At 31.0% G+C, this 24,440-nt stretch carries 23 protein-coding genes; 6 read left to right on the forward strand and 17 right to left on the reverse strand.

The window, feature by feature from the left end; translation table 11 throughout:
- Positions 1–73 precede the first annotated feature (73 nt).
- The 3 genes from glgD to glgB are packed head-to-tail and all read right to left on the reverse strand — an operon-like array spanning position 74 to position 4,256.
- Positions 74–1,183: a glucose-1-phosphate adenylyltransferase subunit GlgD gene (gene glgD / locus HZY82_RS01440; protein WP_135156456.1), complete on the reverse strand. Its 1,110-nt coding sequence runs from the start codon at positions 1,181–1,183 to the stop codon at positions 74–76.
- Positions 1,184–1,194: 11 nt separating this feature from the next.
- Entirely contained in the window at positions 1,195–2,361 is a 1,167-nt protein-coding gene (locus tag HZY82_RS01445) for a glucose-1-phosphate adenylyltransferase (protein ID WP_135156455.1), read from the reverse strand.
- Between the two features lie 32 nt (positions 2,362–2,393).
- A complete protein-coding gene (gene glgB, locus HZY82_RS01450; protein WP_179938473.1) occupies positions 2,394–4,256 on the reverse strand; it encodes a 1,4-alpha-glucan branching protein GlgB in 1,863 nt (620 codons plus the stop codon).
- A gap of 289 nt (positions 4,257–4,545) precedes the next feature.
- Here glgB and HZY82_RS01455 point away from each other — a divergent pair, with 289 nt between their 5' ends.
- Positions 4,546–6,402 carry a glycoside hydrolase family 13 protein gene (locus HZY82_RS01455; RefSeq protein WP_179938475.1) on the forward strand — a complete coding sequence of 619 codons (1,857 nt, stop codon included), beginning with the start codon at positions 4,546–4,548 and terminating at the stop codon, positions 6,400–6,402.
- Positions 6,403–6,482: 80 nt separating this feature from the next.
- Positions 6,483–7,739 (forward strand): hypothetical protein, encoded by a 1,257-nt coding sequence (locus HZY82_RS01460; protein ID WP_135156452.1) that lies wholly within the window; start codon positions 6,483–6,485, stop codon positions 7,737–7,739.
- Positions 7,740–7,797: 58 nt separating this feature from the next.
- On the opposite strand, the gene folP is transcribed toward HZY82_RS01460, so the two are convergent.
- Complete coding sequence (folP, locus tag HZY82_RS01465; RefSeq protein WP_179938477.1) at positions 7,798–8,601, reverse strand: dihydropteroate synthase; 804 nt, start codon at positions 8,599–8,601, stop codon at positions 7,798–7,800.
- Positions 8,601–10,031, reverse strand: coding sequence for a bifunctional folylpolyglutamate synthase/dihydrofolate synthase (locus HZY82_RS01470; RefSeq protein WP_135156450.1), 1,431 nt, complete (start codon positions 10,029–10,031; stop codon positions 8,601–8,603). The genes folP and HZY82_RS01470 overlap by 1 nt, the downstream gene beginning before the upstream one ends.
- 140 nt (positions 10,032–10,171) lie before the next feature.
- On the opposite strand from HZY82_RS01470, the gene HZY82_RS01475 reads away from it, so the two are divergent.
- Both HZY82_RS01475 and HZY82_RS01480 read left to right on the forward strand, forming a co-directional pair.
- Entirely contained in the window at positions 10,172–10,606 is a 435-nt protein-coding gene (locus HZY82_RS01475) for a MarR family winged helix-turn-helix transcriptional regulator (RefSeq protein WP_135156449.1), read from the forward strand.
- Between the two features lie 174 nt (positions 10,607–10,780).
- The gene (locus HZY82_RS01480) at positions 10,781–13,126 is read left to right on the forward strand and encodes a 5'-nucleotidase C-terminal domain-containing protein (RefSeq protein WP_179938479.1); all 2,346 of its coding nucleotides are present in this window, start codon (positions 10,781–10,783) and stop codon (positions 13,124–13,126) included.
- A gap of 54 nt (positions 13,127–13,180) precedes the next feature.
- Here the strand turns inward: HZY82_RS01480 and HZY82_RS01485 are convergent, their stop codons facing one another.
- Positions 13,181–13,810, reverse strand: coding sequence for an NAD(P)H-binding protein (locus HZY82_RS01485; RefSeq protein WP_135156447.1), 630 nt, complete (start codon positions 13,808–13,810; stop codon positions 13,181–13,183).
- A gap of 165 nt (positions 13,811–13,975) precedes the next feature.
- Between HZY82_RS01485 and HZY82_RS01490 the strand changes: the two genes are divergently transcribed.
- A complete protein-coding gene (locus HZY82_RS01490; RefSeq protein ID WP_179938481.1) occupies positions 13,976–14,416 on the forward strand; it encodes an Rrf2 family transcriptional regulator in 441 nt (146 codons plus the stop codon).
- Positions 14,417–14,584: 168 nt separating this feature from the next.
- Here HZY82_RS01490 and HZY82_RS01495 read toward each other — a convergent pair whose 3' ends face one another.
- The 4 genes from HZY82_RS01495 to HZY82_RS01510 all read right to left on the reverse strand — a co-directional run bounded on the left by HZY82_RS01495 (position 14,585) and on the right by HZY82_RS01510 (position 18,130).
- Positions 14,585–15,439 (reverse strand): MetQ/NlpA family ABC transporter substrate-binding protein, encoded by an 855-nt coding sequence (locus tag HZY82_RS01495; RefSeq protein ID WP_135156445.1) that lies wholly within the window; start codon positions 15,437–15,439, stop codon positions 14,585–14,587.
- Between the two features lie 424 nt (positions 15,440–15,863).
- Positions 15,864–16,535 (reverse strand): hypothetical protein, encoded by a 672-nt coding sequence (locus tag HZY82_RS01500; protein WP_135156444.1) that lies wholly within the window; start codon positions 16,533–16,535, stop codon positions 15,864–15,866.
- Positions 16,536–16,566: 31 nt separating this feature from the next.
- Complete coding sequence (locus tag HZY82_RS01505) at positions 16,567–16,830, reverse strand: RNA-binding S4 domain-containing protein (protein ID WP_135156443.1); 264 nt, start codon at positions 16,828–16,830, stop codon at positions 16,567–16,569.
- A 70-nt stretch (positions 16,831–16,900) separates the two neighbouring features.
- The gene (locus HZY82_RS01510; RefSeq protein WP_135156442.1) at positions 16,901–18,130 is read right to left on the reverse strand and encodes an aminopeptidase; all 1,230 of its coding nucleotides are present in this window, start codon (positions 18,128–18,130) and stop codon (positions 16,901–16,903) included.
- A 116-nt stretch (positions 18,131–18,246) separates the two neighbouring features.
- On the opposite strand from HZY82_RS01510, the gene HZY82_RS01515 reads away from it, so the two are divergent.
- Positions 18,247–18,612: a Spx/MgsR family RNA polymerase-binding regulatory protein gene (locus HZY82_RS01515; protein WP_135156441.1), complete on the forward strand. Its 366-nt coding sequence runs from the start codon at positions 18,247–18,249 to the stop codon at positions 18,610–18,612.
- 156 nt (positions 18,613–18,768) lie between these two features.
- On the opposite strand, the gene HZY82_RS01520 is transcribed toward HZY82_RS01515, so the two are convergent.
- The 7 genes from HZY82_RS01520 to rpmJ form a co-directional block, all read right to left on the reverse strand.
- Positions 18,769–20,550: a polysaccharide deacetylase family protein gene (locus HZY82_RS01520; protein WP_179938483.1), complete on the reverse strand. Its 1,782-nt coding sequence runs from the start codon at positions 20,548–20,550 to the stop codon at positions 18,769–18,771.
- 89 nt (positions 20,551–20,639) lie between these two features.
- A complete protein-coding gene (locus HZY82_RS01525) occupies positions 20,640–21,851 on the reverse strand; it encodes an N-acetylglucosaminidase (RefSeq protein WP_179938485.1) in 1,212 nt (403 codons plus the stop codon).
- A gap of 301 nt (positions 21,852–22,152) precedes the next feature.
- On the reverse strand, positions 22,153–22,521 hold the full coding sequence (gene rplQ, locus HZY82_RS01530; protein WP_135156438.1) for a 50S ribosomal protein L17: 369 nt from the start codon (positions 22,519–22,521) through the stop codon (positions 22,153–22,155).
- Between the two features lie 15 nt (positions 22,522–22,536).
- On the reverse strand, positions 22,537–23,478 hold the full coding sequence (locus tag HZY82_RS01535; RefSeq protein WP_135156437.1) for a DNA-directed RNA polymerase subunit alpha: 942 nt from the start codon (positions 23,476–23,478) through the stop codon (positions 22,537–22,539).
- Between the two features lie 38 nt (positions 23,479–23,516).
- Positions 23,517–23,906, reverse strand: coding sequence for a 30S ribosomal protein S11 (rpsK, locus tag HZY82_RS01540; RefSeq protein WP_135156436.1), 390 nt, complete (start codon positions 23,904–23,906; stop codon positions 23,517–23,519).
- A 26-nt stretch (positions 23,907–23,932) separates the two neighbouring features.
- On the reverse strand, positions 23,933–24,298 hold the full coding sequence (gene rpsM / locus HZY82_RS01545) for a 30S ribosomal protein S13 (RefSeq protein WP_135156435.1): 366 nt from the start codon (positions 24,296–24,298) through the stop codon (positions 23,933–23,935).
- A gap of 17 nt (positions 24,299–24,315) precedes the next feature.
- The gene (gene rpmJ / locus HZY82_RS01550) at positions 24,316–24,429 is read right to left on the reverse strand and encodes a 50S ribosomal protein L36 (RefSeq protein ID WP_003144208.1); all 114 of its coding nucleotides are present in this window, start codon (positions 24,427–24,429) and stop codon (positions 24,316–24,318) included.
- Positions 24,430–24,440: the final 11 nt, after the last annotated feature.

The following is a 24,440-nucleotide window of genomic DNA, read 5'->3' on the forward strand; positions in this document are numbered from 1 at the left end:
TATTTTCTCCTACTATTTTAAAACACAGTTATAGAGAATATTCAAATTTTGAATATCCCCTATATATTTACTATTATAAACTTACTTCTTTATGTACTATATATGGTTCTTTGTGTGTTCCTGATACACGTGTCCCTTCAGAAACCGATGCACGTCTATCAATTATAGTGTGGTTAATATCAGAATTTTTTCCAATCACACAACCATTCATTATAATAGAATTCCTAACTACAACACCTTCTTCTATTACAACTCCACGAGAAATGATAGAATTTTCTACCTTACCTTTGATAGTACATCCATCTGCTAATACTGAATTACTCACTTCTGCAGTTTCTGAATAAAATGATGGAACGCTATCTTTTACTCTAGTAAGAATTTCTGTTCCAGATAAGAATAGTTCTTCCCTAACATCATCATGTAACAAGTCCATATTAAAATTATAGTAATCTTGAATATTGTTGATTACTTTACAGTATCCATGTACTCTATAGGCTTGAACATTAAGTTTATTGTAATTCTTAGAGATATAATCTCTCATCATATCTTCCCAACCTAAAGTAAGACCTCTATTAATTACCTCTTTCAATAATTGCTTAGATAAGATATGTACTTTTAGCTGTGTTGCAACCACCTCATTATGACCATTTATATGATAATAAGAATCATATATTTTTCCTCTATCGTTGAAAACTATCTGAGTATCCCTTGCAGATGGTTCTTTGTATGTATAAGCTACAGTTATATCCGCTCCAGTTCTCTTATGATATTCTAGCATTTCTTCAAAATTAATATTTGCTACTATATTAGCATCTGCTAGAATAACATAATCTTGTAGTACATAATCTAAATAGAATAATGCATTAGCTAAAGCATCAAATTTATTAGCATTAACTGCTTTTAAACCTGTATCAGACATAGGTGTGATAATTTTTAATCCAGCATTTTTCCTATTTAAATCCCAATCTTTTCCCCATCCTACATGGTCTACTAATGAATTATAATTATTATTCACAACAAGTCCAATATTAGAAATATTTGCTTTCACTAGTGATGATAAAATAAAATCTATTAGTCTGTAACGTGATCCTATCGGAATAGATGCTAACGTTCTTTTTTTTGTTAAACCTAATAAGTCATCTCCCCTGAAGTTATCAGATAATAAAATACTAAATGCGTTCATTATTTCCCCTCCTATTTTGCCGCTAGATCTTCTGTAACTACTTCATTACTCGGAACTACAGTAATCATATCTTTACCTAACTCAATTTCTTTATGTCCTACTGTAACTCCTGACTTAATAATCGCACCTTCCGCAATAATTGAATTATATACTTTGGCACCTGATTCTACTACAGCATTTTCCATTATTATAGATCCTACAACTTCCGCTTCTTCCTCAATCTTTACACCTGATGATAAAATTGTTTCTGTTAAGTTCCCTTTAACAGTAGCACCATCTGGAATTAAAGAACTTTTTATCTTTGCTGCACTTCCAATAAATTGTGGTGCTTTTTGAGAGTGTCTGCAGTAAATTCTCCATAATGGATCTTGGATATTGAAATTCCCTGTATTCTTAATTAAATCCATATTCGCTTCCCATAAAGACTCAATTGTCCCTACATCTTTCCAATAACCACTAAATGGATATGCATAGATTGATTTGCCTTGTGATAATAAAGTTGGAATAATATTTTTTCCGAAATCTTTCTCACTCATTTCATCAGCTTCATCATTAATAAGCGCATCTTTCAATACTTTCCAATTGAAAATGTAGATACCCATAGATGCTTTTGTTGAAATTGGATGTTCCGGTTTCTCAACGAAAGCCTCCACTCTCAATTCATGATTAGTATTTAATATACCAAAGCGTTTAGCCTCTTCTATACTTACATCAATATGCGCAATAGTTAAATCGGCATTTTTCATCTTGTGAAATTTTAACATTTGATCATAATTCATTTTATAAATGTGATCTCCCGATAAAATTAGCACATATTCAGGATCATATTGCTCTAAATATTTAATATTTTGATAAATAGCATTGGCTGTACCCTTATACCATTCACCTGATTTCCCTGCTGTGTAAGGTGGAAGTATAGATAATCCACCGTGCATTCTATCTAAATCCCACGGTTGTCCATTACCCATATAAGAATTAAGTTCTAGAGGCATAAATTGCGTAAGCACCCCTACTGTTGAAATCCCTGAGTTAACACAATTCGATAAAGGAAAATCAATAATTCTATATTTACCTCCAAATGGAACGGCTGGCTTAGCCATGTCTTTTGTTAAAGCATGTAGCCTAGTACCTTGACCACCTGCAAGTAGCATTGCAACTATTTCTTTTTTTCTTACCATAACTGTTCTCTCCTAGTAATTTTTTCTTAAGTTTAGTATTTTTTCACTATATATATTGTTGAGTAAGGTGGTATATTGACTTTCAATGTATAATCAAATCCATTACATTTATCTTTGCTTGTTCTTAACACTCTGTTAGCTAAAGCTGATCCACCAAATTTCTTGGCATCAGAATTTAACAATATTTTGTAATTTCCCCACTCAGTAACTCCTATTCCGTATCCTTTTAAAATCTGCGATGAAAAGTTAGAAACTACCAATACTTCTTTCTTATTTTCCCTATCTATTCTAGAAAATGCAAACACATTGTTATTTCCGTCATCCACAACATGCCATCTAAATCCCTCCCAAGATCTTTCATCTTTCCAAAAAGGAGAGTTGTCTTTATATACTTTATTTAATTCACTAATATATCTCTGATTATCATGGTGCTTTGGATATTCTAACAAGAACCATTCTAATTCTTTTTCTTCATTCCACTCTGAAAATTGAGCTATATCTATTCCCATAAAATTCAATTTTTTACCAGGATGAGCATACATATAACCTAAAAAGGCTTTTAGATTAGCGAATTTATCTTCATACGAAACTGGCGATCTATCTAATAAGGATTTTTTACCATGTACCACTTCATCGTGAGAAATAGGTAAAACATAATTTTCTGAAAAGGCATAGGTCATAGAAAAAGTCATTTTATTATGGACCCCTTTTCTAAAGTATGGATCTGTTTCTAAATATTCTAAGGAGTCATTCATCCAACCCATATTCCATTTAAAATCAAATCCTAAACCTCCAACAGATGGATCTTCTGTAACTTTAGGATAACTGGTAGATTCTTCTGCAATCATAGAAATTCCCTTGAATTCTGATTTTACATATTTATTCAAGTTTTGTAATAATTCAATGGCCTCTAAATTTTCAAATCCTCCATAAATATTTCTAGCAGCCTCATGCTCTTCTCTACAATAGTTTAAATATATCATAGACGATACTGCATCTACTCTTATTCCATCAATATGATATTTATCAAACCAATATGTCGCCGATGAAATTAAGAATGATTTCACCTCATTTCTACCAAAATCAAAAGCTCTCGTTCCCCATCCTTTATGCTCTCGTTTTCTTGTATCTGAATATTCATAACAGCAAGTACCATCAAATTCATATAGACCATGAGCATCTTTAGTAAAGTGTCCTGGAACCCAATCCAGAATTACCCCTATATTATTTTGATGCATTTTATCAACAAAATACATAAAATCATGTGGTGTACCATATCTCGAAGTAGGTGCAAAATACCCTGTTACTTGATAACCCCAAGACTTATCATAAGGATATTCCGTTATCGGAAGTAATTCAATATGTGTATAATTCATCTTCTTCACATAAGCCACTAGCCTATCCGCAAGTTCCCTATAAGAACAAAATTCTTCTCCGTTCTTAATCCATGAGCCTAAGTGAACCTCGTATATATTCATAGCTTTTGTATAAGGCGTCTCTCTCTTGTTCAGCCATTTAGAATCTTTCCAATCATAGCCGTCTAACTTATAGACTTTACTAGCTGTATGAGGCCTAGTTTCATTATGATAAGCATAAGGATCAGCCTTCAATAATTCTCTACCATCATGAGTCACAATTACGTATTTATAAGTATCATATTCTTTTAAACCATACACACTTGTCTCAAATATTCCTGTATCATTCAGTCTTTCTAAAGAAAATCTCCTCTTATCCCAATCACAAAAATCCCCCGTTACATACACTTCTTTTGCATTAGGAGCCCAGACCCTAAACGTACATTTATCTTCTTCTAAGAAAGACCCTAGATATTCATAACTTTTATAATTTATCCCTTTATGGAAATAGTATTCTGCTTTATTGTCAGAATTTTTCATCTTCACCCCTCCTAATTAACCTATATTACTTATTATTTTATAATATTTCTCAAATAATGTATATACTTTTTCATTGTTTTTTCATAAAATGAAACAAAAATTATCAACAATTAACTGAATTCAAAAAATATTTTTCGTTTTACAACCGCTTTCTTTATACTATTAATGATAGTGTATATACATTTTATTTACTTAAAATTTATGGCATTTTTTTAAATTTTATTGTATAATTAAGAAAATGCTTTCAGTAAGGGAGTATATATTATATATTTTTTATTTAGGAGTACTTATGCAACACATAATTTTTAATCCAATTTATAATAAAAAACCACTTGGTTCTGTCGCAGATAATAAGAAAATTTCCTTTGAGATTTTTATAAAGAAAAATTTCTACTTAGAAAAGATTAATCTTGTGTTAAAGGATGATTATTCTAATACTTTAGTCGAAGAAAAACTTATAAAGTCTAATAAGGAAAAGGGAGATTATTTTATATACCATTTACAGATAGATGCACTTCCAGCCGGAATATATTTTTATTATTTCAAAATTTTCTTTTCAAATTCTTCTGCCTATATAACTAACAACAAATTAAATGCTGTTTTAACAGAAAGCTTTGACCACTTTCCTATGTGGCAACTTAGTGTGCACAAGGCTGAATTTTCTACTCCAAGTTGGTTCAAGGGGGGGATTATGTACCAAATTTTCCCAGATCGTTTTAAAAAATCACCTAATTACACAGCCAAAGATATTGTAAAAAATGAATCTGACAGATTTGTTCACGAAGACTGGAATGCTATCCCCCATTCTTCTATAACCCATAAAAATTACGCAGCTAAAGATTTCTACAAGGGAAATCTAGAGGGAATCCGAGAAGAGATAGACTACTTTAAAAAATTAAATGTTGAATCTATTTATTTAAACCCTATTGTAGAATCCGCAGAGAATCATAGATACTCAACTGCCGATTATTTCAAACTTGATCCTTGGTTCGGGACTAATGAAGATTTCCTTAAATTTTGTACAGAATTTAAAGAAAAAGATATTTCTATAATTCTTGATGGTGTCTTCAGTCACACCGGTTCTGACTCTATTTATTTCAACAAAGACAATAACTATGATTCTGTAGGTGCTTATAACTCTAAAGAGTCTAGGTTCTACCCTTGGTTTGACTTTAACTCTTACCCTAATTCTTACAATTCTTGGTGGGGATTCGGTAATCTTCCAACAGTAAATAAAGATAATGAAGATTTTTTAAATTTTATTACTAAAGATGATGATGGCGTTGTAAACTTCTGGCAAAAACTTGGAATAGCTGGTTGGCGACTTGATGTAGCAGATGAATTCCCCGATAAATTCTTAGATGAAATCAGACGATCAGCCAAATCTTATGATAAAGAGTCTCTAATTATAGGTGAGGTTTGGGAAGATGCTTCTAACAAAATGGCTTACAATCAAAGGAGAAGATATTTCCAAGGAGATCAACTTGATTCAGTAATGAATTATCCTTGGCGCGAAGCAATTATTAACTTCGTTAAATATCATGATGCAGAAGAATTTATCTATCAAATTCATAGCCTTGTAGAGAATTATCCCGTCCAAGCATTAGATTCTCTTATGAATCTACTATCAAGTCATGATATGCCAAGAATACTAAATGCCCTTGCTGTTGATAACGCCAAAGAGTATCCACTAAGCGAAAGACCTACATATAGATTATCTTCTGAAAAATATGCAGAAGTAAAAGATTTATCTAAATTCGCAGCCTTTATACAATTTACATTACCTGGGGTTCCATCTATCTACTATGGGGATGAGATTGGTATGTATGGATTTACCGATCCTTATAACAGATTAGGCTTTGATAGAAACAATATTGATGAAGATTTATTAGCCTTCTATCAAAAACTAAGTACTTTTAGATTTGAAAATAAAAAGGATTTTGTTACAGGATTCAACTTCATTACAGCAGAAAACGGATTAATTCACTATAAACGTAATTCTATAAATTGTGTCGTTAACATTACAGATAAAGCTAAGATAATTGAAAGTATCAAGGAGGGGACTGTGCTATTTTCTAACAAGGATCTTATATTCACTAAATACGGTTTAGTAGTGCCAGCTCGAACTTATGTAGCTGTGAAATAACAATATACTCATAAAATATATTTTGAATTTTTTATACTATTATGTTATTCTGAAAGGATAAAACTTTAAAGGAGAACCTAATGCTTGATATAAACTCTAGAATTAAAAGAAATATTTTACTATTTGCCCTTGCAATTATGATGATTTTATTTTCTTATAATTTTCTCGCCCTAGTTTTCTTACTAACTGCTCTATACTTATTATTTACATCAATAAGTAATCTTGTAAGAATAATTCGAAGAAGAAAAAAGATAGATAAATCCTTGATTTTCATAACTATTACTTTACTATTTTTAGGTTTATTTCTTTCTTTAAATTATGTTTTTGCTAATGTTATTGTCTATTTCTTAATAATTTTCTACCAGTTTATAGTAGGTCTGGTCTGCTTATTTAATTTTTATTTATTAAAATCCGATAAGATTGAAGGACATTACTTCACTCTATTTAGAGGTCTATTCCTATTATGGATAACTATATCATCTTTAGTTACTGTCTACACATCAGATGTAACGATCTTTGAAAATATTCAGATACTTTACACTAGACTTGGTTGGTATATGTTAATACTCGCTATTACCTATACATTTGATATTATTAGAATAAACAAAAAAGGACAAGATGCTAGTCTTAAAAGGCAATTCCGTTTTAAGGCTCCTATCTTTGTAACAGCACTCTTACCCTACCTTACTCTTAAAAAAAGTAAAGCAGAAACTTTATATAGTCAAGAATTTCTTGAAAAAAAAGCTGAAACTAATAAAGATAAGAATGTTGACCTAGAGATTTGGATACACACTAGTAGTGATTTAGAAGATGCTGCTGGACACGTAGATATTTCTTATAAAGGACAAACTTTTTCTTATGGGCACTATGATGTTGACGCTAATAAATTATTTGGTTCTATGGGGCCAGGTGTCCTCTTTGTTGTCGACACTGAAGACTACTCTACTTGGATACAGAAATATCATAAGAATAGAGTTTCTTATAGATACGGACTAAGTCTAACAGAAGAACAAAAGAAAATAGTAGAGAAAAATATACGACAATTATTTACAGATACTTATGAATTTACTTTTCATACTCCAAGTCAAATGGCATCCTACCTAGGTGGTTTAGTGAGCTACACTAAGGTTAAATTACATAAATTTCATAGAACGAGATTTAAAACATATTTTGTTTTAACTACCAACTGCGCTCTACTCGCTGACTTTATCGTCGGTAATATTGGTATAAATACTCTTGCAGTTGCCGGTGTTATCTCCCCAGGTTCTTACAAAGACTACCTTGAAACTGAGTATTCAAAACTACATTCTAATATAATAAGCAAAAAAAGTTACTAGATAAATTTTCTAGTAACTTTTTGTCATTTATTAAAGTCTTTTATTATTATCTTGCAAATTAGTTTTCTAAATATTTATGAGTAGCAATCATTTCTTTCATAACCTTAACATTATGCATTCTTACAATTTTTGCTCCTTTTCTTATTGCGTCTAATGAAAGTGTCGCGCTCACTACATCCCTGTCTTTTGGATTTGTATTTCCACCTAAAATAAAGTCTGTTGTTCTCTTACGGCTAGCTGCATATAGCACTATAGAACCTAATTCATTCATCCTTTCTAAATTCCTAGTTAAAATAATATTTTCTTCTGCAGTTTTTCCAAATCCAATTCCTGGATCCGTGATAATATTTTCTTTCGGAACACCAGCAGCTTCACAAATTTCAATAGATTCTTTCAAATCCACTAATAGTTTCTCAATTTCCCTACCTTCTTGTGTGGCACCATTATGCATTACAATAATGGGTACATTTCTTTTAGCTGCAAGATCGGCCATACCATTCCCCTTAGCTCCAAGAACGTCATTCAAAATGTCGCCTCCTAAATCTAAAGCAATCTCTCCCACTTTTGCTTTATACGTATCAATGCTTATTAAAATGTTTGGAAATTCTTTCCTTATAGCTGGTAAAATAGCTCTAAGTCTTTCGATTTCCTCTTCTTCTTCTAACTTGGTAGATCCTGGTCTTGTCGATTCACATCCAATATCAATTATATGGGCTCCTTCTTCTATCATTTTTCTAACTTGCTTTAAAGCATTATCTTTATCAAAGAAATCTCCTCCATCAGAGAATGAATCTGGTGTAAAATTCAATATCCCCATAATTAAATATTTTTCTTCTGTTAATAGTTTATGTAATTTTGTCATTATTTATTTTCCTTTAATATATATTTTCTTACTTCTGAAATTAGATATAGCGAACCTGTTATTACAAGGATTTCATCTCTTTTTATACTTCCAAGTAAATTATCAATGGCTTCCTTATAGTTATCGAATACTGTAACATCTTTTGTGAATGATTCTACTAAGTTATCAATTTTAGCTTCTTTGATTTCCATAGGAACTCTTGTAACATTAAATTCTGCTGCTATATTTTCAAATAATTCTATCATCTGAGCAAAATCTTTATCTGCAAGTATTCCTACTAATAGCTTAATCTTCTTATCTTTATATGATAAAAGGTATTTTACTAAGGCCTTTACACCATCAACATTATGGGCACCATCTATTAATATATTTTCTTTTATCCACTCAAGCCTCCCTAACCAAGTGGTTTTAGCTAAAGCATCTTTTATTTCTTTAGCACTCAAGTCTACTAATTTTCTTGATATTAAATTATCTATCACCATTAAAGCTAAAGATGCATTATAAATTTGATGCTCTCCTAACATTTTTATAGATAAATTCCTATATTTTCCATATGAAAATTTAGATGATTTTTTTCCTACTTGCTCTACATGTATATCATCTTTATTTAAAATACTTAATTTAGCATTCTTTATTTTACAAACCTTCCTAATCGATTCAAGTGCTTCCCTATCAGATGGATATGCTATTACCTTATCATTTTCTACGATTATTCCTGCTTTTTCGAAAGCTATCTTATCAAGACTATTTCCCAATATATGAGTATGGTCTAAGCCTATTTTACTTATAATAGATAGTATTTTTGATGAAAAAATATTAGTGGCATCGAACCTTCCTCCAAGCCCTACTTCCATAATTACAAAATCTGCTTCTTGCTTGGCAAAATATAAAATTGCAATTAGGGTTAATATTTCAAAAACACTCAATTTATCATCAATAGATTCAAAATTTTCTCTCCATTTATCTTCTATATCCCTATATAAAATATACATTTCATAAAACGATATAAAATCATCATTAATTCTTATTCTATCATTGAAAGATAGCATACTGGGGCTAGAATACATAGCTACTCTATACTTACTTGATAATATAGATTTTAAATAAGCAGCTACTGAACCTTTACCATTTGTTCCTGCTATGTGAATAACCTTTAATTTTTTTTGTGGATTACCATATATATCTAACATATCAAACATTCTATGTAGACCTAATTTCATACCACTTCTCTCCATCTTAGAAACCGATTCTACAATCAAGTCTTCACAAATTCTCTCTAGTATGTAGCCTATATCTTCTTTTTTATTATACTTTTCTAAATTTCTTAAAATATCATCTTTTGATAATATTTTTAACAAACCCTCATCAATATGTAGCTTGTTTTCTTGGCAATAATCTACATATAAACTTCTATAATCATTATTTTTCATAGTTGTCGCTCCTATCTTTCATAAGCTAATTTTACTATGAATTTTTAAATTTTAAAAATAAATATACTTTAACTTATTCCTTGACCACTACTTAAAGTAATAGTACAATACTACTATATAGTACAAAATAAGGAGCAACTATGGATACTAAATGGCAAAGGAATTCAGCAACACACGTTCATATAGTTTTTAAGAAAGCTGAACGAGTTATAACTGCAAACAGCGAAAAAGTAATACGTCATCATAATTTAACTCCTTCTCAATTTTCTGTTGTAGACATCCTATATACTAAAGGAGAAATGAGAGTTAGTCGTCTTTTAGAAAAAATTCTTGCCACTTCTGGAAATATGACCGTAATACTTAGGAATATGGAAAGAGATGGTCTTATATACCGTAATTGCTATGCAAAAGATAAACGTGTTTCTGTGATTGGCCTTACTGAGAAAGGTCGTAAACTGTTCGAAAAAATATTACCTGACCATAAAAAAGATTTAGAAAAACTATATTCTATCCTTACTGATGAAGAAAAAGTAACCTTTATTTCAATAATGAAAAAATTCAAAGAAATCATATAGAAAATAATTTATTAAGTTAGACATCTAGTCTAACTTTTTAATTTGTATATTAAGTTTTTAAGGTACGACTTACAAAGGTTTTCTATTTTAAAAAATTCATAAAATTATTTCCAAAAACGTATAATTCATGTATAATATTAAATAGAATTAATAAAATTAAGGAGATTCTCATCTATGAAAAATAAAAAATTAATCCAAGCTGGAAGTCTTGCTTCACTTACATTATTAGCAGCTCTAGCATCATCAACAGAGGCTAGAGCAAATGAAGTTGCTCCTTCAAAATCAGCTACAAGCACTCCTGTTACTTCTGAGACTCTTAAATCTGTTGAAGCATCACCAATAAGTCCGGCTCCTACATCTGTTGAAACATCACTAACAAGTCCGGCTCCTACATCTGTTGAAACTCCATCAACAAGCCCGGCTCCTGCCGAAAAAAATACTAGTACTAGTCTATCATCAACTGAATCTACCAATGTAGCTATACCTGTAAAAACTACAACTCCAACTGAATCTAAGACTAAAGAAAAAGAAGTCGTAATTTTACACACTAACGATATCCACGGCCGTCTAGAAGAAGAAACTAACCGTAATAAAACTGAAACTACTGTGGTAGGATTAGCAAAACTTGACACTATTGTTAAAGAAGAAAAATCAAAAGACAAACAATCTACTTATTTATTAGACGCTGGAGATGCATTCCAAGGATTACCTATTTCTAATGCATCTAAAGGAGAAGATATGGCTAATATTATGAACAAAATTGGCTACGATGCTATGGCTGTCGGTAACCATGAGTTTGACTTTTCTTTAGAAACTGCCAAAAAATATAAGGAAATCCTAAAATTCCCTATTTTAAGTGCTAATACATATGCTAATGATGTAAGATTATTCGAAGCACATACGATTTTAGATAAAGATAAAGATGCTGTAGGGGATGAACTAGTTGTAATCGGGGTCACTACTCCAGAAACTGCAACAAAGACTCATCCACGTAACGTTCAAGGTGTAGTATTTAAAGATCCTATTACAGAAGTTGAAAATATAGTTAAAGAACTTGTAGCAAAAGTTCCTTATAAAAACTACGTAGTACTTGCTCACCTGGGTAATGATGCATCTACTTTAGAAGCATGGCGTGGCTCAACATTAGCAAAAGCCTTGTCTACCAATCCTTTATTAAAAGATAAAAATGTTATAGTAATTGATGGACATTCTCACACAATAGAAAATGCTAAATTCGGTAATGTTTCATACACTCAAACTGGTTCTTACCTAAATAATGTTGGTAAAGTTTCATTCACTGCTGGATCTACTACTTCAAACATTGCTTTGATCCCTGCAAAAGATGCTACTTCACTAACTGCTAATACTGAAATTGCTAACTTAGTTAAATCAGCAAAAGAAAACTTTGAAAAAATCAATTCAGCAGTTGTTATTGAAAATAACCCTGTTGAATTAAGTTCTGCTAGAGAGAACGTACGTGTTAGGGAAACTAACCTAGGAAACCTAGTATCTGATGCACTATATAACTACGGTAACAAAGGCGGATTTGAACAAGCAACTGACCTAGCCGTATTCAACGGAGGAGGTATCCGTGCTGATATTAAGAAAGATAGCAAAGTAACAAAAGCTGATATTATCAAAGTATTACCATTCGGTAACTCAGTTGCTCAAATCGAAGTAACAGGTCAAGCAATTAAAGATATGTTTAATGTTTCCCTTGCATCGACCACTCAAAAGAACAAAGAAACTGGGGAATTGATCAAAGATGAAAATGGACAACCCTTATTAGAAGCCTTAGGTGGATTCTTACATATCTCTGGTGCCAAAGTTTACTATGACACAAATTTAGAAAAAGAGAATCGTATCCTTAATATTGAAATTCTTAACCAAAATACAGGACTTTATGAAAAGTTAGATCTAAACAAGACTTACCGTTTAGCAACTAACGACTTCTTAGCTGCTGGTGGAGATGGATATACTATGTTAGGTGGAGCACGTAAGGAAGGCCCATCAGTTGACGAAGCTTTAGCTCAGTTTATAAAAACAGCTAACCTGAGCGACTACTCTGTAGTTAATCCTAACTCACGTTTAATTTCTATCAGTTCAGAAGAATTTGCTAAATTAAACAGTAATATATCACAATCTACAGTAAAACCAACTGAGAAAACTGATGGTAAGGCAATATCTCCACTTACTCCTAGTGATAAAACTAAGACAGAAACAATATCTCCACTTACTCAGGCTGAGAAAAATATGTCACAAGCAGTTTCATCGTCACATCCAACATCTTCTGCTGATAAAATAAAATTAACTAAAGATTCACAAAACTCAGTCTCTTCAAAATCTAAGTTAAATTCAACTAAAACTGATAAAAAATTATCTACTGAGACTAACAAAAAAGCAAAAGTCTTACCAAAAACATCTTCATCTAATGCTAGCAATTCAGCACTTCCAGCAGAGCTTGCAGCTATCCTACTTGCAGCAGGATTACTAACTATAAAAAATAGAAAAGCAGAATAATAAAGAAAAATAACAGGAAAAATCTTTCCTGTTATTTTTTTATTTTCCACATTTTTATTTTTCTATAAAATGTATTCTTGTCTTATTAAATTTCTTAGCTGCTATTTCATCAACTAAGGCTAGAGCATAATCTGCATATGAAATTTTACTTTCACCTGCTGAATTCGTTGTATATACTTCTCCTGCTTGTATGTATTCACCTTTTGATAGATAATCTAATTCAAAATCTGCTGCTGGACTTATGTATAACCAATTTACATCATCACGTTTTCTTAATAAAGCTAATTCGTCAGACTTAGCTTTAGCTAATGGATAAAATTCTGCTGGGAAATCTTCTTTTTCTAGCAGTTGTGTAGTCAATTTGTCGTCTAGGTACAGACTTCCTGCTCCTCCAACAATAAGTAATCGTATATCTGTTCCTGCTAATAAATCAGATAAATATGCGGTTGCTTTGCTATGTAAATCCAACAATTCATCCTTAAATACACCAAAAGCATCAACTACTACATCAAATCCTACTAAATCCTCTTTTGTTAATTCAAATAAATCTTTTCTTAAAAAATTCTTAGCATCTGTTTTGTTATCACCTCTTGCTATCGCTGTTACATCAAAACCTCTTCTCAATGCTTCTTTTACAATTAATTTACCCGCTCCACCATTTGCTGCTACTACTGCTATTTTCATATTAATCTCCTTAATTTTATACTATAGTTGTAATCTTTTTTATTACAACTATAGTATATTATATTTCTCCTTCAATGTCAATAATTAAATCACAATATATTTTAAAGTTATTAGCTATGATTTTAAAAGTTTATTTATGTTATAATATACTTAGAGGTGATAATTATGGCATATTCTAGTAAATTTAGTACGTCTATACACATTCTTTTAGCAATAGTTAGGTTTGAAAAAGAGGAAAAACAAACTTCTATAAATCTAGCTGATAGTATAAATGTTAATCCGGTAATAATAAGAAACTTACTCCAGAAATTAAAAAAAGCTGATCTAATCTATGTTAAAAGTGGTGTTGGTGGAGCATATTTAAATAAATCTCCAAATGATTTCAGCCTATTTGATATTTTCAAAGCAGTTGAGGATACAGACAAAGATCTTTTTAAAAAACATGAAAATCCCAATGTAGATTGCCCTGTTGGTCAAGTTGTCCATGCAGTTGTTAATCCTAATTTTGATAAAATTAAAGAAGATTTATTCACATCTTTAAAATCTATTCCTTTCCAAAAACTAGTGAATGAAATGTATGAAAATTTAGACAAAACAAAACTGTAAGAATAAATTATCTTACAGTTTTGTTTTATATTCAACTTCTACTAGTATAATTTAGCTATAACTGCTCATGCTTCTCTAAATCAAGATTCAACTAGTTTCTTCTTTTATCAACTTTCCTTAAATAAAATTTAAAATATAATAATATTTTTTAAATTTTCACCTACAAAATTATTTTACAGGTAATACTGCACCTTTGTATTTTTCTTCAATAAATTTAACTGTTTCTTCTGACTTAAGAGCTTCTACAATTTTCTTAGTAACTACCTTATCTTTATCTCCAGCTCTTGTAACAATGATATTTCCATAAGGATTATTTTCACCAGATTCTAATGCAATTGCATCATCTTTAGGCGTGATCCCTGCATCTACTGCAAAATTAGTATTGATCGAAATTAAGTCACCCTCATTGTTATTGTAGTATTGAACCATGATTGCTGGATCATTGTCATATTTAAATTCTAATTTCTTTGGATTTTCCACAACATCATCAAATGTAGCCGTTACCACATCTACACCATCTTTAATCTTAACTAAACCATTGTCTTGTAACAATTTCAGAACGCGACCCCACTCAGATTTATTGTTAGAAACTAAAACTTTAGCTCCTTCTTCTAATTCCGATAAAGATTTTACTTTTTTAGAATATAGACCTATTGGCTCGATATGGATTGCTCCAGCATTATCTAATTTATATCCTTTTTCCTCGACTTCTTTATTTAAGAATGGTACGTGTTGGAAATAGTTTAAATCTATTTCTTTTTCATTTAAGTTTTTGTTTGGTAGATAGTAATCTTGATAAGGAACTATATCTAACTTAATCCCCTCTTTTTCCAATTTTGGTGCTACTTCTTCAAGTAACTCAGCATGAGGAACATTAGATGCTCCAATTTTAACTGTTACGGGCTTAGATGGATCTAGTGTATCTACATCAATCCCTTTCTTTTCATCAGCTAATGCTGTTGACCCTACTAATGATACTGATAATAACGTTGTTGCTGCAAATGCTTTTAAAAATTTTTTCATTCTATTTTTCCTCTCATTTTAAATTGTATTTTTGTAGATAACCTTCTTCAAATAAAAAAGACCCCTACTCTCCTTCGGAGAATAAGGGCGAAAAAATTTCACGGTACCACCTTACTTTACGTAATAAAACGAAACTCAACCACTACTAACATCTATCTAGAATTCAATGCTTATAATGAGTGCTTATAACGTAACACAAGGACGAAAGAAGTTCATATTTAAATACTCACAACTTTTAACCACTCAAACCATTTTCCTAATTCTTCCCATTGTGTAATTTCAGCTACATACACTCTCTGCTAAATGATCGTAAAAAGTACTTATTTGAATATCGGTTTATATCTAACTTGTTTATATGATATCACATGTTTTTCTAAATGTCAATACTTTTTTTGTATTTTTTTAATTTAATTGTCTGAAAAATCTATCTACTTGTTCTACTTCTTGTAGTGCTACTATTTTCTGTACTTTGGCTTGTAAGTAGTTCAAGACCTCTAATCTCTCTATTACTTTCTGTAACCATACTTTCTTCGGCTAATAGTTCTTCCACACTTTTTTCTTTCTGTTCATCAGCTAATTTTATATTGGCCTCTTCTATCCGTTTCTTCTCTTCTTTTTTTTCTTGCATAATAGATTTAATCTGATTTTCATTCAGTAGTCTTGATTGAGAAATCTCTGCTATTTGTTTATCCAAATCTTCTGACATTATAGATTTTCTAGCATTTTCTAGATAATTTTCTCTAGACGGCATATTGAACAAAATTTCTCCTGGATAACCTATATAATACTCTTGCCTTACAAAATCTATAATGAAATTAGGATCTTTTAATTTAGCAATCAATATTGTATTAACCTTAGAATCATTTTGTAGATTTACAATCTCGGCTTCCTGTATTCTTAAATTATTTTCTAATTCTGCTTTCTCCCTAGAATAAAAGTATGTTCTTATAAAAATAAAAGATAGTAAAATAAGGGCTATAGTCAAAATGATATATGTACGCTTTTTTCTATATTCCATTTTAGCCTTGATAACATCTCTTCTAAAATTTCTATCATCTTTTCTAATCCTTGTTTTAGGTCGGATTCCCCTAGCCATTATTTCACCACCATTCCTTCTTTTTTAATAATTACTCTTCTTTTCTAGATTTTTCTGATATTATTTTAAACATTTTTGTTGCATCTTCTTTTTTTGTCGAATCTTTAAGTTCTAAAATTTCATACTCGACTTCTTTTGCAGCAAAAAAAATCGTTATCTTATCTCCTAACTTTAAGCTTGTTGATGCTTTAGCTGTTTTACCATTTATTGATATATATCCTTTTGAGCAAACTTCATTTGCTATTGTACGTCTTTTTATTATTCTGGAAACTTTTAAAAATTTATCTAAACGCATAAAATAAACCTCTCTTTACATGTATATTATTATTACATATAAAGGGAAGTTTATCAAATATTATTTTTTATTATATCCAGTTACCATCCCTAAAAATAGCTACTTCTTCACCGTTTTTTGTAATAGCTGTAACTTTAGTGCTAGCATCTCCGATCATAAAATCAACGTGAATTAGGCTATCGTTAGCTCCTGCTGCTTTAAGTTCTTCTTCTGTCATATTCTCTCCATTGACTAAACATGTTGGATATGCCTTTCCTAAGGCTAGGTGACATGATGCATTTTCATCAAAAAGTGTTTCTAAAAATAAAATATTAGTATTAGAAATTGGTGAATGAAATGGTACTAAGGCCAATTCTCCTACTCTTCTAGAACCTTCGTCTGTATTTAATAGATTCTCAAGCACTTCTTTTCCTTTTTCTGCACCAAAATCTACTATCTTTCCACCTTCAAATTTTAGCCAAAATCCATTGATTAATACTCCTCCATAATTTAAAGGTTTAGTATTATAAACTATTCCTTCTGCTACATCTTTATTTGGTAAGGTGAATACTTCTTCAGTTGGAATATTAGCAACAAATCGCTGCCCTGTTTTAGAAGCTATTGAGCCCGCTGACTGCCAAATATGGTTATTTGGAAGACCCAGATATAAATCAGTTCCATTTTCACTTGTAATATGAACTTTTTCAAATTGAGAATCGTTTAAAAATCTTGCTTTTTCATCTAAAACTTTTATGTGTTCTTCCCAGTTAGCAAGTCCATCTCCATCAACACGGCATGCATTTAAGATTAAATCCCATAATTTTAGATAAGCTTCTTCATCCTCTAATTCTGGAAATAATTTTTTAGCCCAAGCTACTGAAGATGCTGCAGTAACACACCATGGATTCTCATTATTCATAATTATCTTCATATAATTTCTTAAAGCTTTTGAGCGTGATGTCATCGCTGCCTTAAGTTTTCTTGAGTCTATCCCTGCTAAACCATCTGGATCATCAGAAATTACAGATATAAATCCTGATTTTCTTGCTGCTGCATCTTCATATCTATCTGAAAACCATTGAGGTACATCTGAAATCGTTTCCTCGCTAGCATAAGTTAGTAATTGTTTTTGTGATTTTTGATCCATCCACTCAATTGATACTTTAGCTGCCCCCGCTTGATAGCAAGATTCTGATAAAATTAGCGTATAGTCCCTGACTTCGATACTTGAGCGAATCACAATTTCTTGTCCTTCTTGTACGTTGATACCTATTTTCGCAACAACATCTGCATAATTCTTAATTCTTTCTTCTAATATCATAATTATCCTCCAATAAAATATTATAATAATTATATCAAATTTTTCGAATTTTTTAAATAAATATTATTAAATTATTTTATGGTATAATATAAGAAAAATATATAGGAGTTTTTTATATGAAAATTTATGAATATCCAAAATGTTCTACCTGTAGATCTGCCAAAAAATTTATTAATGCAAATAATATTAAAGCTGATTTTGTCGATATAAAATCTAGCTGTCCTAGTAAGGAAGATATTAATACAATCCTAGATACCTTTAATGTCGAACTTAAAAGTTTGTTTAATACTTCTGGTAATATGTACAGAGAATTAGGTCTTAAAGATAAGTTACCTACTTTATCACAAGATGAACAAATCAAGATTCTCTTAAGCGATGGTATGTTAATTAAAAGGCCTTTAGCTTATGACTTTAATAAAAAAATCTTCTTACAAGGTTTTAAAGAAAATATTTGGAAAGAAACACTAGTAAAAGAAAACTAACTTGCTGATATATTAATATTGAGGACTATGAATTTAATTCATAACTTTATTCCTAATTCTTAATATTATTGCCTTGCTTTTCTAACTATCATAATAAATATTTATTTAAAAAAATACTATGTCATATTTTTGACATAGTATTTTTTTAATTATTAATTATCTAACCTGCTTAAAAGTATAGCCCCTAGATTTCATTTCTTTAATATATCCATCTAATAAATCTTTATTTGTCTTAGAAATCGAATGTAGTAAAATAATATCTCCTGGCTTAGAATTATTTATTAGCTTGTCTCTTGAAGATTTAACCTGTGGTTGTGCTGTCTCTATCCAATCTTTATAAGCGTACGACCACTGCACTAATTTATAGCCATGTGAAGCTGCTCCTTTTACTGTTCTTTCAGAAAAAGCTCCTGTTGCCGGTCTGTACAGATTTGTTGTAGGTTTTTTACCCATGTATTTAATATAGACATTCTCCCAATCCTTTATATCTTTTGCGATAACATTTGCACTAGTATTAGCTGCACTATAGTGATTTAATGTATGGTTAGCCACAATATGCCCTTCGGCTTCCATTCTCTTAACTAGATCACGATTAGCTTGTATATAAGTCCCTGTTACAAAGAATACTGCTTTAACTCCATTATTTTTTAAGCTATCTAATATTTTACTTGTATACCCAGCTTCATATCCATTATCAAAAGTTAAATACAATTCTTTTTTATTTGTGTAGTACTTATATAAACCACCATTAGATTCTAATACTTTTAATCCTTCTTTTGATGGATAATTCCATGACCAAGAAAATCTTTTATCTGAGTATTTAGAAAGATCTCCTATATTTTGTTTATTAGTAGTTTTTGTTTCAGTTACCTTATTAATTCTTGTATTTGTTCCTAAATCATTACCTGGATTAATCCATGCTCCTGCACTACCTCTTGTTCTTGAAATATTTATCATTCCATTATGAATTTTATATATATAATAATTTCCTTGGTCATAAGTATTTCTTGAATTTTTTAAATTTTTTGCATCAATAGCATTTGAATATACATTTAGTTTTTTATTCAATCTATAAATTGAACCTGCTTTTAATTCACTATTGTTTACTGTATTACTTATTGTTTCAAGCTGATTTAATGCCTTTTTTTCTTCTATTTTTTGATTAGAATTTACTAAACCTCCATCTTTTGCAAGTATTGCCTTATTTTCTCCTGGATTTATCCAAGCTCCTGCTCTTCCCGCAACCTTAGATATATTCATCATTCCATTAAATTCTTTAAAGATAAAATAATTTCCCGTCTTGTATGTAGCTATAGCTCCTCTTTGCTTCTTGGCTGCTTCCGAATTCTGATAAGTTTTTACATTATTATTTAATGTGTATGTATTTTCTCTAGCTGTAGATGAATTTTTTGTTTCTTGAGAACTAGTCTGTACAGCTACCTGCTGAGTGCTCGTTTTTGAAACTACTTTTGTTTCTTTTGGATTAGTCGATACAGGCGCTTGTTGAGTGCTCGCTTTTGAAACTACTTTTGTTTCTTTTGAACTAGTCGATACAGGCGCTTGTTGAGTGCTCGCTTTTGAAACTACTTTTGTTTCTTTTGAACTAGTCGATACGGTAGCCTGTTGATTTCTTGTCGAATTTGCTTCTACTTTATTATTTAGTTTGGGGTTTATCCAAGCTCCTGCTTTTCCTTCTGTTCTTGAAATATTAATCATACCATTGTGTTCTTTATATAGATAGTATGTCCCCTTATCATATGTTCTAGTTGAATTTGTTTGTTTTTCTGCATTCTGAGCTGTTCCATAGACTTTGGCACTCTCAGTTAAATTATATTTAGTATTAGCATTAGCTATATTTTCTGTTATCAGATTATCTACTACAAATGGCGTAGATAAAACGCTCAAACTCATTATTATTTTTTTGTTTGATATTTTCATAAATTTAAACTCCTATTAGAATACTTATAATTATAAATCATTGATCTTGTTTAGGCAAATAATCCTGTAAAACAAGGAAAAGCTTCTCTTTACTTTTCCTTATTACCTAAATAGTTATTTATTTCTTTCATTAGTCTAGCTATATTTCTTCCCCATCTTACATCTGTTGCATAATTTTTATTCATACCCTCTGTCTTATTACCTAAAAATGCTCCATCAGCTGGATATAAAGATGAGTGTATGTATCTAGAACTAATCCATTCTGCTCCCTTTAAAATACCATCTTCTATACTTTCAAATGAACTTGCAGACTTATAGGGTGTGTCATCATATGCTCCTATTCCATAAAAATTATTTTTATCCTGTGCAATTTCACTATGTCCCCAAGAAGTTTCTATGGCTGCGTGTGCTAACAAATACAAAGCATTTACTCTATATTTTTCTTCTGCTTCCTTAAAAATCTGACCCTTAGCATAAAACTTACTATTTGGACCAGCAAATTTTTCTATTGCTCTATTTAGTTCTCCTTCATTATATATTGTAGTAGTATCAAGTTTCATATATTGAAAAAAATTTATAGCTAGATTTCTATCTTTTGTTCGACTAATATTCTTTTTACTACTTTTTTTATCACTATATTTTCCATTATTAAAATATTTAAATCCAGTAGAATCCATAGCATAGCCCGTATATTTTTCACCTAAATAAAAGAAATATTCATCATTTCCATCATTATACCAGCCATTTGCTAAAGTATTCTCTACATAAAATTTATTATTATCATATCCAGTAAATAAAGTGTTTTCTTCATCAGTAGGATTTATCCACAAGTCTTCTTTTCCTTGTTCAGGAGATATATTCAACATAGCTTTTTCTTCTTTATATACATAATAAATTCCTGAGTTGTAGTCTGTATCAGATTTTTCTTTATCTTCAGCCTTGTTTGATGTCTCATAAGTTTTTACTTTATTCTGTACAGAATAAATTTCTAGATCTTCCATTAATTTTGTATCATCCTGATTATGACTATCATACATAATATTAGTATTTGGATTTATCCAGCCACCTATAAGTCCACTATTTTTTGATATATTAAGCATACCTTGTGATTCTTTATAAATATAATATTCCCCTGTTGGATATATTATTTTTGGATTTTCATTTCTAAGTGCATCTTCTGCACTTTCATAAACAAGACTTTCTGCTTCTAAATAATATTTATTACTAGCAAGTCCAACACTATAATCTTCTCTTAATAAAAATATAAAAATTAATACTAATATATATTTTAAAACTTTCATAAATAATCCTCGTGTAAATGTATTCATTGCCATTATAACTAGATTAAATTATATATACTTTAAAATAAAATAAAAAAGACTACTGCCTGAGTAATCTTTTAAAGTATAATTAGAAAATTTGCGGGACAAAAGCGTATCCCGGTAATAATATAAACCAGGATACTGAATAGAGCTAGACGATCTAGGCTTAAGCTAGTCATTTCAAGCACTCTTTTGGCCAACAAGTTAGTTTAATAAGTTGTTGTATGTTGTGTTGTATTGTGTGTATGTAGTATGTTATTGTTGTATGAAAAATTATATATTAAACTAATTCGATAATTGCAGTTTCTGCACCATCACCACGACGTGGTCCAACACGTAGAATACGAGTGTACCCACCGTTACGATCAGCATATTTTGGCGCAACTTCTTCAAATAATTTTTTAAGCGCTAATTGGCTAGTACCTTCAGCCGTAGCTACTGCTACTGGTTGCATAAATTTAGCTGCATTACGTCTTGCTGATAAATCACCTTTTTTACCAAATGTAATCATTTTTTCTGCTAATGAACGAACTTCTTTCGCTCTTGTAACAGTTGTTTCGATTCTTCCGTGAACGATTAATGCAGTAACTAAGTTTCTTAACATCGCTTTACGGTGAGCTGATGTACGTCCTAATTTTCTGTAACCCATTAGTCTTCCTCCTTATTATTCTTCTTTAAAACCTAAGTTTAGTTCTTCTAGTTTAATACGTACTTCATCAAATGATTTTTTACCAAAGTTACGTATTTTAATCATTTCTTGCTCTGTCTTAGAAGCAAGTTCTTGAATTGTATTGATTCCTGCACGCTTTAACCCGTTGTAAGAACGTACTGATAAATCTAATTCTTCTATTGACATTTCTAGCATTTGACCTGTAGTGTCTTCTTCTTTTGCAACTAATATACTAGCATTAACTGCTTCTTCAGACATCTCCATAAATAACTCCAAGTGAGAAATTAAGATTTTTGAGGCTAATCCTAGAGCATCTTGAGCTGTTATAGTTCCATTTGTGCTTACTTCTATTGTAAGTTTATCAAAGTCTGTACTTTGTCTTACTCTAGTTTTTTCAACTGTATAGTTTACTTTTTCAACAGGTGTATAATTTGAATCAACTGCTATTACACCAATTGGCAAATCACGACGTTTGTTTCCATCAGCTGGAACAAAACCTCTTCCTTTGCCAACATAAATTAGCATTTCAAATTTACCACCTTCAGCTACTGTAGCGATATACTGATCTGGGTTGAAAACTTCAATATCAGAATCAAGCTCAATATCTGCTGCTGTAACTACTTTTGGTCCTGTTACATTTATCGAGACAACTTTTTCTTCATCTACATGTGATTTAAAAGCAATATTTTTTACGTTCATAATAATTTCAGTAACGTCTTCAACTACTCCGTTTACTGCAGAGAATTCATGTTGTACTCCAGTAATATCTATACTTCTTGCTGCTGCACCTGGTAATGATGAGATTAACATTCTTCTCAATGAATTACCTAATGTAGTTCCGTAACCACGCTCTAATGGTTCTACTACAAAACGACCGAATTTACCATCTTCTGATAATTCAACGATTTGTATTTTTGGTTTTTCTATTGCTAACATTATGTTAAACCTCCTCTAAATTTTGTCTATGTTAATTATTATACACGACGACGTTTAGGTGGGCGGCAACCATTGTGAGGAACTGGTGTTACATCTTTAATTGATGTTACTTCCAATCCAGCTGATTGTAATGCACGGATAGCTGCTTCACGTCCAGCTCCTGGACCTTTTACAGTCACATCTACAAATTTCATTCCGTGTTCCATAGCTGCTTTAGCTGCTGCTTCACTTGCCATTTGTGCTGCATATGGAGTAGATTTTCTTGAACCTTTAAATCCTAACGCACCAGCACTTGACCAAGATACTGCATTTCCGTGCTCATCTGTAATTGTTACTATTGAGTTATTAAATGTTGAACGAATGTGAGCTACACCGTTTTGTATATTCTTTTTCACACGACGTTTACGTGATTGTTGTTTACGAGCCATAGTGTTTATTCTCCTCCTATCTTATCTTATTTTTTCTTGTTCGCTACTGTTTTCTTAGGACCTTTTCTAGTACGAGCGTTGTTTTTAGTGTTTTGTCCACGTACTGGAAGTCCACGACGGTGACGGATTCCTCTGAAACATCCGATTTCCATTAGACGTTTAATGTTTAATGAAACTTCACGACGTAAATCACCTTCTGTTTTGTAGTTATCTACGATTTCACGAATTTTATCAAGTTGTTCCCCTGATAAATCTTTTACTCTTACATCTTCAGAAACCCCTGCTTCTGCTAAGATTTTTTGAGAAGTTTTTAAACCTATACCATATACATATGTTAATGATATTACAACTCGTTTTTCACGAGGTATATCAACACCTGCGATACGTGCCATTAATTCTGCACCTCCTATTATCCTTGTTTTTGTTTATGTTTTGCGTTTTCGCAAATCACTAATACTTTACCACCACGACGAATGACTTTACATTTGTCACAGATTTTTTTAACTGATGGTCTTACTTTCATCGTTATTCCTC

The sequence above is a fragment of the Gemella sp. GL1 genome (genome assembly GCF_013415365.1).
In the GTDB taxonomy this organism is placed as follows: Bacteria; Bacillota; Bacilli; order Staphylococcales; family Gemellaceae; genus Gemelliphila.